Here is a 14,965-nt window from a genome sequence, read left to right as displayed (position 1 = left end):
TGGCACTATGTCGACGGTCATAGCCTGCGTACCTTTTCTGTACCTCATTCCCAAGGGATTTAGTCATGCTCCGTCTCCTGCGCTTAGCTGCAGTCCTGGGTGGTCTCTGCCTGAGTGCAGCCGCCCTGGCTAAAAACGTCGACCCGGCCACTTATGGCTATCCGCTGACTAACCCATTCGAAGCGACCATCGCCACCACCCCGCCTGATCTGCGTCCGGATCTGCCGTCCGACGACGACATCGATCAGGACGATTTCTATCTCAACCTGCATCCAGAGCGCGAGTTCACCCTGCCCGACAACTTCTGGGCGGTGAAAAAACTGCGTTATCGTCTGGCCCGCCAGGATCATGCGGCGCCGCTGATTTTCCTGATTGCCGGCACGGGCGCGGCGTATAACAGCACCCTCAACGAATACCTCAAGAAGCTGTATTACGGGGCGGGCTACCACGTTGTGCAATTGTCGTCGCCGACCAGCTACGACTTCATGAGCTCGGCTTCGCGTTATGCAACGCCAGGGCTCTCCAAAGAAGACGCTGAAGACCTGTATCGGGTGATGCAAGGCGTTCGTGCCCAGCACGCTGACTTGCCGATTACCGACTTCTACCTGACCGGTTACAGCCTGGGCGCGCTGAATGCTGCGTTCGTCAGCCACCTGGACGAAACCCGCCGCAGCTTCAACTTCAAGAAGGTGCTGCTGCTCAACCCGCCGGTCAACCTCTACACCTCGGTGAGCAACCTCGACAAGCTGGTGCAGACCCAGGTCAAGGGCATCAACAACACCACCACCTTCTATGAGCTGGTGCTGGCCAAACTGACCCGCTACTTCCAGCAAAAAGGCTACATCGACCTCAACGATGCACTGCTCTATGACTTCCAGATGTCCAAGGAACACTTGAGCAACGAACAGATGGCCATGCTGATCGGCACCTCGTTCCGCTTCTCTTCCGCCGACATCGCCTTTACCTCGGACCTGATCAACCGCCGCGGCCTGATCACCCCGCCGAAGTTCCCGATCAGCGAAGGCACCAGCCTGACCCCGTTCCTCAAACGCGCCATGCAGTGCGACTTCGACTGCTACATGACCGAGCAGTTGATTCCCATGTGGCGTGCCCGCACCGATGGCGGCAGCCTGCTGCAACTGGTCGACCAGGTCAGCCTCTATTCGCTCAAGGACTACCTGCACAACAACAGCAAGATCGCCGTCATGCACAACGCTGACGACGTGATTCTGGGCCCTGGCGACCTGGGCTTCCTGCGCCAGACTTTCGGCGATCGCCTGACCGTTTATCCTTACGGCGGTCATTGCGGCAACCTCAACTACCGCGTCAACAGCGACGCCATGCTGGAGTTCTTCCGTGGCTAAACGTCATTTACTGCTTGCCGCCCTGCTGGCTGCCGGTATGGCCCAGGCGGCCGACCAGACTGAAATTTCCCACGCCACCAAAGACCAGGCCACGGTAGTGCGCAACTACGACGAAGACGGCTTTACCCAGCCGCTCAAGTCGCTGAAGTTCAACCCCGGCCTGGACCAGCGAGAGTTCGAGCGTGCCTCGACCAACGCCCTGGAAGTCTTTGACCCGCTGGAGTCGTGGAACCGCCGGGTCTGGCATTTCAACTACCGCTTCGACGAGTGGGTATTCCTGCCGGTGGTCGACGGTTACCGCTACATCACGCCGGGTTTTGTGCGCAGTGGCGTAAGCAACTTCTTCAGCAACCTGGGCGACGTGCCCAACCTGCTCAACAGCATGCTGCAGTTCAAGGGCCAGCGCTCACTGCAGACCACCGGGCGCCTGCTGCTCAACACCACCATCGGTGTGGCCGGCCTGTGGGACCCGGCGACCATGATGGGCCTGCCCAAACAGAGCGAAGACTTCGGTCAGACCCTGGGCTTCTATGGCGTGCCGGCCGGCCCGTACATCGTCCTGCCGCTGTTTGGCCCATCCAACCTGCGTGACACCGGCGGCCTGATCTTCGACGTGGCGGCTGAGTCGCAGATCAACTTCCTCAACGTCGCCCAGGTCAGCAGCGACCACCCGGAAATTTTGATTCTGCGCGGCATCGACAAACGCTACGTAACCAGCTTCCGCTACGGCCAGATGAACTCGCCGTTCGAGTACGAGAAAGTGCGTTATGTGTACAGCGAATCACGCAAGTTGATGATTGCCGAGTAAGGCGCGCAGTAACGACAAAGGCCAATCCGGGTGACCGGGTTGGCCTTTTTACTGCGTCGTTCATCCGTGTCGACTGCCTTCAGGAGTCATTGGCTTTGTGCAACCTCGAAGGGGCAGCACCATGGCGATTATCGCCTTGCGTACCTGGAAAAAACATCATAAGCCAAAGAGTCAATGGCCCAGCCACAGGAACCAGACTGATCAATATCCACCACCCGCTTTTATCCAGGTCATGTAAACGCCGTACAGTCAAAGCAAGATTGGGCAAAACGTTGAGTAGAATGAAAAGTTCTACCACCTGCTCAGGGAGCTGAGTGGCGCTGTCAAACACCAGATAAACCAGCACCCCCAGAATCGTCAACAGGAAAACCGAGTAATAAATAAATTCTCTGACACTCGAACGCCCATCAAAGTCAAAGGCCTTTGTATAGACCTGAATAACTTCTTTCATCGTGCACCTTTACTATCTGGACAGATTAATCAACTGGAGAGCTGCCAGACTCAGCGGCGCAGTCTGTACAGAAGCTTGCAACTCAACTTTCACGGACAAATACATGACATCCCACAACGTCATGCCGATACGTCAAGGCGAGTTACGCACGTTTCCTGACCGCTCTGCACTTTGCTCTCGGCAGCCTTAGACCTGCGTGGGCAAGGCCCATAGCTGTTCACGCCTACCGACCCGGATGACAGACATAGCATCAACAGAAACAAAGGCCCATAAAGCGGAATGAAGGTGACCAAAAACCACAGCCCGTTGAAATCGGCATCGTGAAGTCGCCGATACGTGATGGCCAGACCGGGTACTAAATTGAGGGCGATGAATCCAGCCGTCACTACTCCCAGTTGAACACCGCCCCTCACGATCCTCGAATCACTCTCAAACATAAAAAGAGCGATCACCCCTGCCGTATAAAAGAGCTGGTAATACAAAAAATTCCGTCGCTGGGTACGCCCTCTGAACTGCAACATATCGCGACAGGCGATGAGCATCATTTTCACGGATTGAGTTCCCTACCGGGCTAAATTCTGCCGACGCACTCATCACAAATGAAAGTCAGGCGCCCCTGACACGCCAGATATTTCAAGCGGGTGGCAATCCGTAATAGTTCTCCCCCGGTTCTCCTTTTTCGAGAAGCATCCATGCACAGAGAACAAGACCTGCGAACGGCAGCAACCAAGCCAGGCTGACCCAGGCACTACAGCCAATGTCATGAATACGACGTGCAAGCAAGGCGGGTAAAGGCGCCAGGATATAGATCATCAGCAACTCGACCTGCCATACCAGGTCAGACCCTGGCGCCAACAATCTGATCTGCAGATACAGGTAGAAAATAACGCTAAACGATATCAAGAAAGAGAAAAGCTCTTTGCGATTCGAACGCCCCTTAAAATCCGGCCGTCTAAAAAAATAAGATACGTGCCCCATTAACATTGCATTGCCCCTAAGCAGTCTTCGACGCAAATTTATCGTCAAGCCCAAGCCACGGATGCAAGACAGTACTTCCTATAACGTAGGAAACGTCTGAGCTGATGCCCGCTGAAAAACGTAGCGTAGAGCTATGCCAGCAGACTCATCAAACATACTGATAATTTATAAAGAAATTTTGAGCCTTTCAATCGATCAATGCGATATACAATTTAGCCAAGTTCATTTGCACCACACGGAGCGCCACTCATGACCACATTTCGCAAAGTCCTGTCGATCCACACTGGCCAGCCCGCTTCCGACGGTGCCGGGGTCAAGCTGACTCGCGTGTTTGGCGGCCCTGGGGTGGAGCAGTTCGACCCGTTCCTGATGCTCGACGAGTTCGGCTCTGACCAGCCCGACGACTATATCGCCGGCTTTCCGCCGCACCCGCACCGTGGCTTCGAGACCGTTACCTACATGCTTGAAGGGCGGATGCGCCACGAAGACCACATGGGCAACGTCGGCCTGTTGCAAGGCGGCGGCGTGCAGTGGATGACCGCAGCCCGCGGCATCATCCACAGCGAGATGCCGGAGCAGGAGCAAGGCGTGATGCGCGGCTTCCAGTTGTGGCTGAACCTGCCGGGCAAAAACAAGTTGATGGATGCCAGTTATCAGGACATCCAGCCAGAACATATTCCACGCCTGACCACCGCCAATGGCATTGAGGTGGTGGTGATCGCCGGCCAGTTTGACGACGGTCAGATGCAACAGGCCGGCGCCGTACAGCGCCCGGACACCGAGCCGCAGTATTTCGACCTGCACCTGCCAGCGGGCGCCAGCATCAGCCCCCGGCTGCCGGACGGGCATCGGGCGTTGCTCTACGTGTATGAAGGTGAGGTCGCGATCGGCGGTTGCCCGCAAACGGTGGCAGCCAGCCGCCTGGTGCGTTTGGGAGAAGACGGCGAACTGCGTATCGAAAGCGCTGCCGGAGCCAGGGTATTGCTGATTGCCGGTAAGCCTTTGCATGAGCCAATCGTGCAGTACGGGCCGTTCGTGATGAACAGCCGCGAAGAGATCGAACAGGCCCTGCGCGATTTCAGGGATGACCGGCTGACGGCTTGAACAAGACGGGTGAGCAGTGCACCGCCACGCACAATTTCACTGGAATCGGGCTGTTCAGCAAATGCTGAAACAGCTCACTCCAGTGAAAATCTCACATGGCCCGCTCGAACAGGTTAGCCCCCGGTGTCGCCTCACGCGGGCCAATATCACGCCAGCCATTGCGCTGGTAAAAGCGCAGCGCCGGAAGGTTATCCGGGCTCGCCGACAACTGCAGGGTCGTGCACTGCCGCTGGCGAAAGAACGCGATCGCCCGATCATGCAACTGCTGGCCCAGGCCCAGATGACGGTGAGGCTCAGTGAGATAGAACAGATGCACATAGCCCAGCGCCGGCTGCGGCTGGCTCAACTCCAGTTGCCCGACGATCTCGTCGCCCTGCCAGACATGCATCATGCTGCCCGGCAGCGCCTGCGAGCGCTGCGCCAGCCAGTCCAGATAACGCCCCGCCCCCTGCCCGTCTTCGCCATGCAGCGGCAGCGTCGTGCCTAGCGCCAACTGGAACACATCCTCACGAAAGCGCACGCACAGGTCGGCGTGACGGTCGAGGTCGATGGGGTTGAATTGGAGGGGTATGGGAGCATCCATGGCAGTTCCTTGTATTCAACTCCGGGTCAGTTCAGTGTAAGGGCTTGCAGGCGAACAAGCCTGTCATGACGGTACAGGCATTTGAAGAACGCCTGATCTATAAAGTGCCAAACAGTCTGTAGTCCATTTCTGAATTTTTCCGGATCACCGGACACCCTCTATTCACACGCTGGACGTCTGACTACCCTGCCCGACACTCGCTGCAAATTCAGCGAGCCGGGTTTGGCGACCCGGTCTTCAGATGGTGCAACAGCTCCAGACAAGTTGCGGGTATAGTCACGCCCGCAGCCAAGTGTCATGGCGGCTGTGCGTCGGAGACCTTAAGGTCTGCTGGGTTTTGCCTTCTGTCCCGGTTCGCCAGCCCTCGCACAGCTGCCACCATTATCGTCTGGCGACGATTTTGGGCAGTTCCACCACAGTTGGAGATCGCCCATGCACTTACTCAATACCTGTCCACCCTGCCCCGAACACTTCGACGCAGAGCCCTTTTTCCGCCATCACCGCCGTCTGCGCACCATCCGCCATGACAGCCAGGCCTGGTTCTGCCTGGCAGATCTGGCCCGCCTGATGGGCAAGCGGCTCGACGAACGCAATACTCTCAAACTCGACCACGACCAGCGCCGCATGGTCTGGCTCAACTCCCACGGACTTTACGAACGCTGCCTGATGATCAGCGAGTCCGGCGTCTTCGCCCTGTTGATCCACCACTACGTCCCGGAGAACCGCAGCCTGCGTCAGTGGTTGACCCACGAAGTCCTGCCCGAACTGCACCGGCGTGCCGAACGCATGCTTGAAGAACCGAGCATCAATCGCCTGGAATGGCTGGGCCATACCTTGCAGTTGCTGCAATGGCGCAACGATTCATGGGTGCGCTGGCAGGACATGCCGCACTTGCTGGCCGAGGTGCCGAAGCCGATGGGGTTGTGGCAGAGGTTGATGGTGAAGTTTGGTTTCAAAGACGAATCCATGAAGTTCTGAGGGCTTGACCGACCCTGATCCCGGCGTTGTTCTGTAGGCCGATTCTGATTTTCTGGAATCGGCCTGTGTCGGCCTGTGTGGCAGGTTTCAGTGAGGTTAAAACGATGACTACTATTTTCCGGCGACCTCCATAACAGCGGGCTTAGCATGGACTCGTTTCAGAAAGACTCATCCTATCTGTCCAACAAAGGAAGTCAGGCAGAGCAGCGCGCATGACCATAATCCATTCATCGGACACGAACAAAGACATTACCAAGCTGGCGCGAAAAGCCCCTTCCTTCAGGTGGGGGATGAAAGCGCCACCGCGAAGCGGTCATAGGGGTTAAAACCCCAAAAACCGCCCCTATTCTGTGTTTCATGACTGAAATGAAAGCGACCAAAACCCTCAAGATTCGAGTGCGAGACAAGCACGCAGCGCAGCTGCGTGAAGCGTCTCGCGCTGTGAATTTTGTGTGGAACTACGTAAACGAGTTGAGCAGTCGCACGATTCGTGAGCGCGGTCGTTTTCTGTCAGCGTTCGACATTCACAAGTACACCAACGGGGCCGGCAAGGACCTGGGACTGCACAGCCAATCGGTGCAGGCTGTTGCCGACGAATATGTCAGACGGCGCAAGCAGTTCAAAAAGCGCCAGCTACGCTGGCGCTGCTCGGGCGGCGCTCGGCGCAGCCTGGGCTGGGTGCCCCTCAAGGCCGGCGCTGCTGTCTGGAAAAACGGCCAGGTCGTCTTCAACAGACAGCACTTCAAGGTCTAGGGCAGCTACGGCCTGGCGGGCTTTAAATTCAGATCCGGTAGCTTCAACGAGGACAGCCGTGGACGCTGGTATTTCAACGTCGTGGTCGAGGTCGACCGCCAGTTATCGCCAGGCCAGGACGCGGTGAGTATCGACCTCTGACTGAAAACCACGGCCACCTGCAGCGACGGTGATCGCCTTGAAAGCGGCAGGTTCTACCGGGATCTGGAGAGCGCCCTGGGCACGGCCCAGCGCGCCGGCAAGAAGGCCCGTGTGCGGGCGATTCACGCCAAAATTGCGAACCGCCGCAAGGATTGCCTGCATAAGTTCAGCAACGCGCTGGTAGCGCGTTGTGGCGTCATTGGGGTGGGCGATGTGAGCTCACTGAAACTCGCGAAAACCAGGATGGCCAAGTCGGTGCTGGACGCCGGCTGGGGCCAATTGAAAACCATGCTGGAATACAAATGCGATCACGCAGGCACGGTTTTCAATGTTGTTAGCGAGAGAAACACCACCCAAACCTGTTCGAGCTGCAAGCAATTGCCGGACTCGAGGCCCAGAGGTATCGCAGGGCTTGGAATAAGGGAATGGACTTGTTGTGGGTGCGGTGTCACCCACGACCGCGACGTCAACGCCGCAAAGAACATTCTCGCGCTCGGGCATGAGCGTCCAATTGTGGGAATCCCGGCCCTTTAGGACGGGGAGGATGTCAACTGTTGCTGTTACTGAAATGCCCAGAAACAGAGTCAACCTGCCCATCGCCACGCAACGAGCATTTGCTCCACCCGCCCTGGCGCGCATAAGATGCGAACAGTTCCCAAAGAGTACTTGCTCTCATGTCAACCTTGGACGACGCCTACTCACAGCAGGTGCTGGGCTATTACACCGCTCATCACGGCTGGATTCATGCCTGGCTGAACAAGCGCCTGGGCAATGCCAGCGATGCGGCGGACCTGGCCCATGATGTGTTCGTGCGCTTGCTGGCCCGGCCACGGCAGTTCGACAGCGACAGCCATGCACGGGCCTATTTGCACACCATGTCGCGGCATGTATGCGTGGACTTCTGGCGGCGCCGCGAGGTAGAGCATGCATGGTTCGAGGTGCTGGCCAGCAGACCGGAAACCTACGCGCCCTCGGAAGAGCATCGGGCGGTGATTCTCGAAGCGCTGCAACAGGTCCACACCATGCTCGCCAAGCTGCCGCCCCGAGTGGCCGAGGCTTTCTTGCTGGCGCAGCTCGATGGCCTGACCTACCGCAAGATCGCCGAGCAACTGGGCGTCTCGCAACGCACGGTGACCAAATACCTGGCCCAGGCCATGTTCCAATGCCTGTTGCTGGAAGTAGAGCTGGATGAAGCCCTCGTCTGAATCACTGGACCACGCCGTTCTCAAACAGGCTGCGCACTGGTACGCGCGGTTGCAGGCCGAGAAAGACCCGCACCTGCACGCTGACTGGCAACGCTGGCATGACCAGCACGACAGTCATCAACGTGCCTGGCAGTATGTCGAGCGGATCAGTGCGCGCTTCTCACCCCTGCAAGGCGAGCGCGACACCGCACGGGCCACGTTGGCCGGGGCGCGGCAAGTGCGCCAGAGCCGGCGCAATGTATTGCTGGGCCTGGCGCTGTTCGGCGGTGCAGCGCTGCTGGCGCGGCTCGGCTGGCGACCGCTGGAGCAGAACCTGCTGGCCTGGCGTGCCGATCAGCGTACGGCGGTGGGCGAAGTGCGCGCGCTGCGCCTGGATGACGGCACGCGCCTGTGGCTCAACAGCGACAGCGCCCTGAACATCGCTTACACCGCCCAGCAGCGGGTGTTGCAACTGGTGCGCGGCGAAGTGCTGATCGACACTGCCAAGGATGCTCGGCCGTTTTTCGTCGACACTGCCGAAGGCCGCTTGCAGGCACTCGGCACGCGCTTCAGTGTGCAGCAGGAAACCACCGACACCCGGCTGAGTGTGTTCGACGGCGCGGTAGCGATTCATATGGGCAACAGCGCCAGCATTGCCGCTGTGGTCAACGCTGGTCATGAACGACGCTTCAATCGCGAACAACTGGGCACCGAACAACCGGTCAACGCCGGCCGGCAAAGCTGGAGCCGTGGCATTCTGCAAGCCGACAACCAGCCGCTGGCCGACGTCATCGCCGAACTGCGGCGCTATCACCACGGGCATATCGGCGTCGCACCAGAAGTCGCCGGGCTCAAGGTAGTGGGCACCTTCCCGCAGGACGACCTGCCGCAGACCCTGAGCATGTTGAGCAGCGCGCTGCCAATCCGCGTGGAGCAAACCTTGCCTTGGTGGATCAGTCTGGAAGCCAGACATTGAACGTCATTTGAAAATTATTTTCATTCAGGTGTTCCTCTTTCGGCGGCTCATCCGAATTAGCTGAAAACAACCCACACACCATCAGCTAACAGGACCACCCATGTACCGCTTGCCCGCCGCCTCGTTACGCCCCCTGAGCCTGGCCATCGCCCTGGCTGTGCTCAGCCCGCTCAGCCACGCCGCCGAGCAGTACCGCCTGGAATCCGGGCCGTTGTCGACCCAACTCAACCGCTTCGCTGCCCAGGCCGGAATCTTCCTGGTCAGCGACGGCAGCCTGACCGAAGACCAACAGAGCCGGGTGCTGGACGGCAGCTACAGCGTGGAACAGGCGCTGGCGATCCTGCTCGAAGGCAGCGGGCTGGAGGCGGTGAAGACCGGGGAGAAGCGTTACGAGGTACGGCCACGGGCAAACAGTACCGGGCTTGAGCTGTCGGCAGTGAGCATTTCAGGCAAGGCACCGGGGTCGATTACCGAGGGGACCGGCTCTTATACGACCGGGTCTACGAGTAGTTCGACGCGCTTGAACCTGACACCGCAGGAAACGCCGCAATCGGTGACGGTGATTACACGGCAGCGGATGGAAGATCAGAAGCTGGATAACTTGGCCGATGCTCTTCGAGCAACCACAGGTATAAGCGTTCAATCGCTGACCGTTGGGGCTGACTCCCCTCAAATACTCTCACGTGGATCAAGCATCAACAATTTTCAAATTGACGGAATTCCGACCTCATCATCGATGGCCAATTACCTACAAGACATGTCTATATACGACAGGGTTGAGGTTGTTCGCGGAGCGACAGGCATTATGAGTGGGTTAGGCAAACCGTCAGCCACCATTAACATGATTCGCAAGAGGCCCACCTACGACCCTCAAGCAATCTTAACGGCTGAGACCGGAAACTGGCGTAGATATGGCAGCGGCCTAGACGTTTCTGGACCACTCAACGAGAACATTAGTATTCGCGGCCGCTTTGTGGCCGACTACAAGAACCAAGGCGCCTGGACAAGCAACTATAAACAAGAAAAAATCAGCCTTTATGGGATCACCGAACTTGATATCACCGAGAAGACGCTACTAACATTAGGTTTAAGTCACATAAGCAGAAACACCAACTCTCCGCTCTCGGCATTCCCAATGGTTGACGCACAAAGAAACAAACTACCCACCAAACCAAATAGCAATAAAACCCCATCATGGTCCTATTACGACCACGATCTTGATAGTGCTTTTGCGTCTATAGAACATCAAATCAATCCTGACTGGAACTTCAAAACAGAGATTAACCACAGTCGTTATGACTACGACTCGCTGAACGCTTCAATTATCGGCTCCATTGATCCATTAACAGGGGCGGGGAGTCGCTTGCAAAGCCCTCACTGGGCAAGCACCACTGAACAAAGCAGCCTTGACAGCTATACGACAGGCTCGTTTTCATTATTCGAACGTCAGCACGAATTAATGGCTGGAATTGCATTGACGCATATAAACTCCAAGACACCAAACTACGTAATGACGCCCTCTTTCTACGCCATACCGAATTACTCAACATGGACAGATGACACTCCTGAACCTGAATTCCAACACTCAGGAAAAAGTAAATTCGATGAGTATCAGAATAGCATCTACCTCAGCTCTCGCCTGCACATTACTGACAGCACTAAATTACTTCTTGGCAGTCGACTGACAGATTGGAAGAAGAATATTGAAAGCATCACTTTCTCTAACCCCATCAAAGTGAATAGCAAAAACAAAGAGTCCGGTATTTTTACGCCCTACCTTGGACTGGTACAGGAGCTTAATGAAAACTGGTCTATTTACGCCAGCTATACGAGCATTTTTCAGCCACAAGATGCATTTCTTGATCAATTTATAAAGAATGCCCCGCCCGAAGAAGGCACAAGTTACGAGGCAGGAGTTAAAGCCAGCTTCAACCAAGGAAAACTAAACTCCAGCCTAGCAGCCTTTAAGACAAACCAAGACAACCTGGCCGTATGGAAAAGCGCACTTATTAATTATGAACTCCTTAACAACACAACAACAGAAGGTATAGAGCTGGAATTTAACGGTGCAATCACTGAAAGCTGGAACCTAAGCAGCGGGTATGTTTACAGCGTAACAAAGAACGACGAAAATGAGCGCTTAATCACCCAAGCACCTCGGCACAGCATTAAAACATTCACCACCTATAGACTACCCGGCGAACTTAACAGGCTAACTGTTGGCGGCGGTTTTACTTGGGAAAGCAAAACGGGTGACGACCTGAAGCTTATACACCAAGACAGCTACGCCTTATTCACATTGATGGGGCGATACAAAATAGATGATAACACAACAATATCAGCTAATATCGACAACCTATTCAACAAAGAATACTCCTACCCAGGACTTAGAGGAACTTATGGAGCACCACGAAGCTTAATGACATCCATAAAGTACACATTCTAATCCTTGCAGAATAAAGCCTGACAAAAAGGCGCCACTTAGGAAAACTCTGAAAAAGCCCTGATTTCGCAAATCTGCTGCTCTGGAACCTGCGTGTTTACTGGGGCTGGCTTTCGGGATGGGGGCTTTTTCAGAAGATCCTTAGACCTTCGCAAATTGAGACTATAAATTGGCGCCCTCCCCCGGTGTCAGCGAGTGAGCAATCTGACATAGGTTATCTATCGTAGTGAACGGGCGACCATTATTTTTACCCACAATGCTGTTCTGTCTGGCGCTACAAATCGCTTCGGGAACGAGCTCGTGAAGAGGTAGTTAAAGTCATAATATCTATTGCGAATATACCGGCGCCTTCGTTGGCAAGCCAACTCCCACCGAGACAGTGTCGAGCCCAAGCACTCGACACGACTTTGATTCGGTGGGAGCACACGGTCGACGCTCCGGGCAGCCAACAAATACAGGCATAACAGATTCAGTGACCTTGCTGACTCTTTCGCCAGCAAGCTCCCACCGGGACATCGGACAGCCGCAGGACTTGCATCCGCTCATAACCTGCTACAACGCCCTCCGCAGAAACCCCGCAGTCCGGCTTTCAGCACACCGCGCCACCTCCCCCGGCACACCACTTACCACCACCTTGCCGCCAGCATCCCCGGCACCGGGACCGATATCGATCACCCAGTCACTCTGCGCCACCACCCGCATGTCGTGTTCGACCACCACTACGGTATGCCCGGCATCCACCAGCCGGTTAAGTTGCACCAGCAGGCGGTCGATGTCTTGCGGGTGCAGGCCGTTGGTGGGTTCGTCGAGAACGTACAGGGTCGCGCCGCGGGCGCTGCGTTGCAATTCGGTGGCGAGTTTGATGCGCTGCGCTTCACCGCCGGACAGTTCGGTGGCCGGCTGGCCGAGGCGCAGGTAGCCCAGGCCGATGTCCTTGAGCACTTGCAGCGCGCGGCGTGGTGCGGCCTGTTCGGCAAACACCTCGTAGGCCTGGTCGACGGTCAGTTGCAGCACTTGCGCGATGTTCAGGCCATTCCAGCTGACGGTCAGGGTCTGCGGGTTGTAGCGGGCGCCGTGGCAGGTCGGGCATGGCGCGTAGACGCTCGGCATGAACAGCAGCTCGACGCTGACGAAGCCCTCGCCTTCGCACTTTTCGCAGCGGCCCTTGGCGACGTTGAACGAGAACTGCCCGGCATCGAAACCCAGCGCTTTGGCTTGCTCGGTGGCGGCAAACAGTTTGCGGACGTGGTCGAACAGCCCGGTGTAGGTCGCAAGATTCGAGCGTGGCGTGCGGCCGATGGGTTTCTGGTCAACCTGCACCAGACGCTTGAGGCCGTCAAGCCCGGCGCTGATGCGCCCGCCAGTGGTCTGTTGCGGTTCGTCCTCCAGGCTCTGCTCCGCAGCGTCGGTCGGCGCTTCGCTGTGCCCCAGGTGTGCACCGACCAGCTCCAGCAGCGCCTGGCTGACCAGGCTGGATTTGCCGGAGCCGGAAATACCGGTGACCGAGGTGAAGCAGCCCAGCGGAAAATCAGCGCTCAGGTCGTTGAGGTTGTTGCGGGTGACGCCTTCCAGGCGCAGCCAGTCTTTGCCCACGCGCGGCGTGTGCCCAGCCTGGACGGCAGGGCTGAACAGGTAATGCCGGGTGCTGGAGGCCTCGACCTGCGCAAGGCCCGCTGGCGGGCCGCTGTACAGCACCTGGCCGCCCTGTTCGCCGGCGGCCGGGCCGACATCGATCAGCCAGTCGGCACGGCGCATGGTGTCCAGGTCATGCTCGACCACGTACACCGAGTTGCCCGCCGCCTTGAGGCGTTGCAGGGCTTCGAACAGCGCCTCGCTGTCGGCTGGGTGCAGACCGGCTGAGGGCTCGTCGAGCACGTAGATCACCCCGAACAGCTGTGAGTTGAGCTGGGTGGCCAGGCGCAGGCGTTGCAGCTCACCGGACGACAACGTCGGGGTGCTGCGCTCCAGCGCCAGGTAGCCCAGCCCCAGGTCGATCAGGGTGGTGATGCGTTCAAGCAGTTCCACGGCGATGCGCTGCGCAGCCAGGCGCTTTTCCAGGGACGAATCCGGCTCGTCCTGCTCCAGCCAGCCTGGCGCGGCGACCTGCTGCAGCAGCGCGGCCAGTTGTTGTAACGGCAGCTGCGACAACGCCGCGATATCCAGCCCGGCGAAGGTCACGCTCAGCGCTTGCGGTTTGAGGCGTTTGCCCTCGCAGGACGGGCACGGGCTGGCGCGCATGTATTGCGCCACGCGCTTGCGCATCTGGGCACTCTGCGAATGCATGAAGGTGTGCAACAGATAACGCCGGGCGCCGCTGAAGGTGCCCTGGTAACTGGGTTCGAGCTTGCGCTTGAGGGCCTCACGGGTCTGCGCCGGAGTCAGGCCGGCGTACACCGGCACGGTCGGGGTTTCGTCGGTGAACAGGATCCAGTCGCGCTGCTGCCTGGGCAGGTCACGCCAGGGAACATCGACGTCGTAGCCCAGGGTCACCAGGATGTCGCGCAGGTTCTGGCCTTGCCAGGCCAGCGGCCAGGCCGCGACCGCCCGCTCACGAATGGTCAACGACGGATCAGGCACCATCGACTGTTCCGTGACCTCATGCACCCGGCCCAAGCCATGGCACTGCGGGCAGGCGCCTTGCGGGGTGTTGGCCGAAAAATCTTCGGCGTACAACAAAGGCTGGCCGGCCGGGTAACGGCCGGCCCGCGAGTAGAGCATGCGGATCAGGCTCGACAAGGTCGTGACGCTGCCCACCGACGACCGCGCACTGGGGGTGCCGCGCTGCTGTTGCAGAGCCACCGCCGGCGGCAGACCGTCGATGGCATCGACATCCGGGACGCCGACCTGATCGATCAGCCGCCGTGCGTAAGGGGCTACCGACTCGAAGTAACGGCGCTGGGCCTCGGCATACAGGGTCGAGAACGCCAGTGACGACTTGCCCGAGCCGGAAACCCCGGTGAACACCACCAGGGCATCGCGGGGAATGTCGACATCGACGTTCTTGAGGTTGTGCTCGCGGGCACCGCGCACCCGGACGAAGCCTGAAAAAGCGGTCGATGGAGAAGCGGGCATCGGGGGTCCTTACTGCGACGGAATTTAAAAACAGTACTGTTCAGTCAGGCGCCCAAAGGCTGCGTCTGGCATGGCCCCTTCACGAGCAAGCTCGTTCCCACAGTGGCCCCCACAAAAGTTGTGGTGGTTA

General features: G+C 57.9%; 14 protein-coding genes. 9 read left to right on the top strand and 5 right to left on the bottom strand.

The features are described from left to right. Nucleotides 1–65: 65 nt before the first annotated feature. Both NJC38_RS15385 and NJC38_RS15380 read left to right on the top strand, forming a co-directional pair. A complete protein-coding gene (locus tag NJC38_RS15385; RefSeq protein WP_045481239.1) occupies nucleotides 66–1,364 on the top strand; it encodes a serine/threonine protein kinase in 1,299 nt (432 codons plus the stop codon). Further along, nucleotides 1,357–2,172 carry a VacJ family lipoprotein gene (locus tag NJC38_RS15380; RefSeq protein ID WP_253115534.1) on the top strand — a complete coding sequence of 272 codons (816 nt, stop codon included), beginning with the start codon at nucleotides 1,357–1,359 and terminating at the stop codon, nucleotides 2,170–2,172. Before NJC38_RS15385 ends, NJC38_RS15380 begins: the two co-directional genes overlap by 8 nt. A 79-nt stretch (nucleotides 2,173–2,251) precedes the next feature. Here the strand turns inward: NJC38_RS15380 and NJC38_RS15375 are convergent, their stop codons facing one another. The 3 genes from NJC38_RS15375 to NJC38_RS15365 form a co-directional block, all read right to left on the bottom strand. Then, complete coding sequence (locus NJC38_RS15375; RefSeq protein ID WP_253115532.1) at nucleotides 2,252–2,623, bottom strand: DUF805 domain-containing protein; 372 nt, start codon at nucleotides 2,621–2,623, stop codon at nucleotides 2,252–2,254. A gap of 119 nt (nucleotides 2,624–2,742) precedes the next feature. Continuing rightward, nucleotides 2,743–3,168 (bottom strand): DUF805 domain-containing protein, encoded by a 426-nt coding sequence (locus NJC38_RS15370; protein WP_253115646.1) that lies wholly within the window; start codon nucleotides 3,166–3,168, stop codon nucleotides 2,743–2,745. Between the two features lie 88 nt (nucleotides 3,169–3,256). Further along, nucleotides 3,257–3,601, bottom strand: a complete 345-nt coding sequence (locus tag NJC38_RS15365; RefSeq protein ID WP_253115644.1) for a DUF805 domain-containing protein — start codon at nucleotides 3,599–3,601, stop codon at nucleotides 3,257–3,259. Between the two features lie 249 nt (nucleotides 3,602–3,850). Between NJC38_RS15365 and NJC38_RS15360 the strand changes: the two genes are divergently transcribed. Then, entirely contained in the window at nucleotides 3,851–4,705 is an 855-nt protein-coding gene (locus NJC38_RS15360) for a pirin family protein (protein WP_253115530.1), read from the top strand. 91 nt (nucleotides 4,706–4,796) lie between these two features. Here NJC38_RS15360 and NJC38_RS15355 read toward each other — a convergent pair whose 3' ends face one another. Then, the gene (locus tag NJC38_RS15355) at nucleotides 4,797–5,288 is read right to left on the bottom strand and encodes a GNAT family N-acetyltransferase (RefSeq protein WP_253115528.1); all 492 of its coding nucleotides are present in this window, start codon (nucleotides 5,286–5,288) and stop codon (nucleotides 4,797–4,799) included. 432 nt (nucleotides 5,289–5,720) lie between these two features. Here NJC38_RS15355 and NJC38_RS15350 point away from each other — a divergent pair, with 432 nt between their 5' ends. From NJC38_RS15350 to NJC38_RS15325, 6 genes are all read left to right on the top strand, one after another. Continuing rightward, nucleotides 5,721–6,266 (top strand): Bro-N domain-containing protein, encoded by a 546-nt coding sequence (locus tag NJC38_RS15350; protein WP_253115526.1) that lies wholly within the window; start codon nucleotides 5,721–5,723, stop codon nucleotides 6,264–6,266. Between the two features lie 366 nt (nucleotides 6,267–6,632). Next, nucleotides 6,633–7,019: a hypothetical protein gene (locus NJC38_RS15345; RefSeq protein WP_253115524.1), complete on the top strand. Its 387-nt coding sequence runs from the start codon at nucleotides 6,633–6,635 to the stop codon at nucleotides 7,017–7,019. 141 nt (nucleotides 7,020–7,160) lie between these two features. After that, on the top strand, nucleotides 7,161–7,694 hold the full coding sequence (locus NJC38_RS15340; RefSeq protein WP_253115642.1) for a transposase: 534 nt from the start codon (nucleotides 7,161–7,163) through the stop codon (nucleotides 7,692–7,694). A 140-nt stretch (nucleotides 7,695–7,834) separates the two neighbouring features. Next, a complete protein-coding gene (locus tag NJC38_RS15335; protein WP_045481261.1) occupies nucleotides 7,835–8,365 on the top strand; it encodes a sigma-70 family RNA polymerase sigma factor in 531 nt (176 codons plus the stop codon). After that, nucleotides 8,349–9,320 carry a FecR domain-containing protein gene (locus NJC38_RS15330; protein ID WP_253115522.1) on the top strand — a complete coding sequence of 324 codons (972 nt, stop codon included), beginning with the start codon at nucleotides 8,349–8,351 and terminating at the stop codon, nucleotides 9,318–9,320. Before NJC38_RS15335 ends, NJC38_RS15330 begins: the two co-directional genes overlap by 17 nt. A gap of 100 nt (nucleotides 9,321–9,420) precedes the next feature. After that, nucleotides 9,421–11,766: a TonB-dependent receptor gene (locus NJC38_RS15325; RefSeq protein ID WP_253115520.1), complete on the top strand. Its 2,346-nt coding sequence runs from the start codon at nucleotides 9,421–9,423 to the stop codon at nucleotides 11,764–11,766. A gap of 549 nt (nucleotides 11,767–12,315) precedes the next feature. Here the strand turns inward: NJC38_RS15325 and NJC38_RS15320 are convergent. After that, entirely contained in the window at nucleotides 12,316–14,835 is a 2,520-nt protein-coding gene (locus NJC38_RS15320; RefSeq protein ID WP_253115518.1) for an excinuclease ABC subunit UvrA, read from the bottom strand. Nucleotides 14,836–14,965 lie beyond the last annotated feature (130 nt).

The organism is Pseudomonas sp. 21LCFQ010 (assembly GCF_024129905.1).
Classification (GTDB): Bacteria; Pseudomonadota; Gammaproteobacteria; order Pseudomonadales; family Pseudomonadaceae; genus Aquipseudomonas.
The sequence above is the reverse complement of the archived record's forward strand: the minus strand, read 5'-3'. Positions and strand labels throughout refer to the sequence as shown.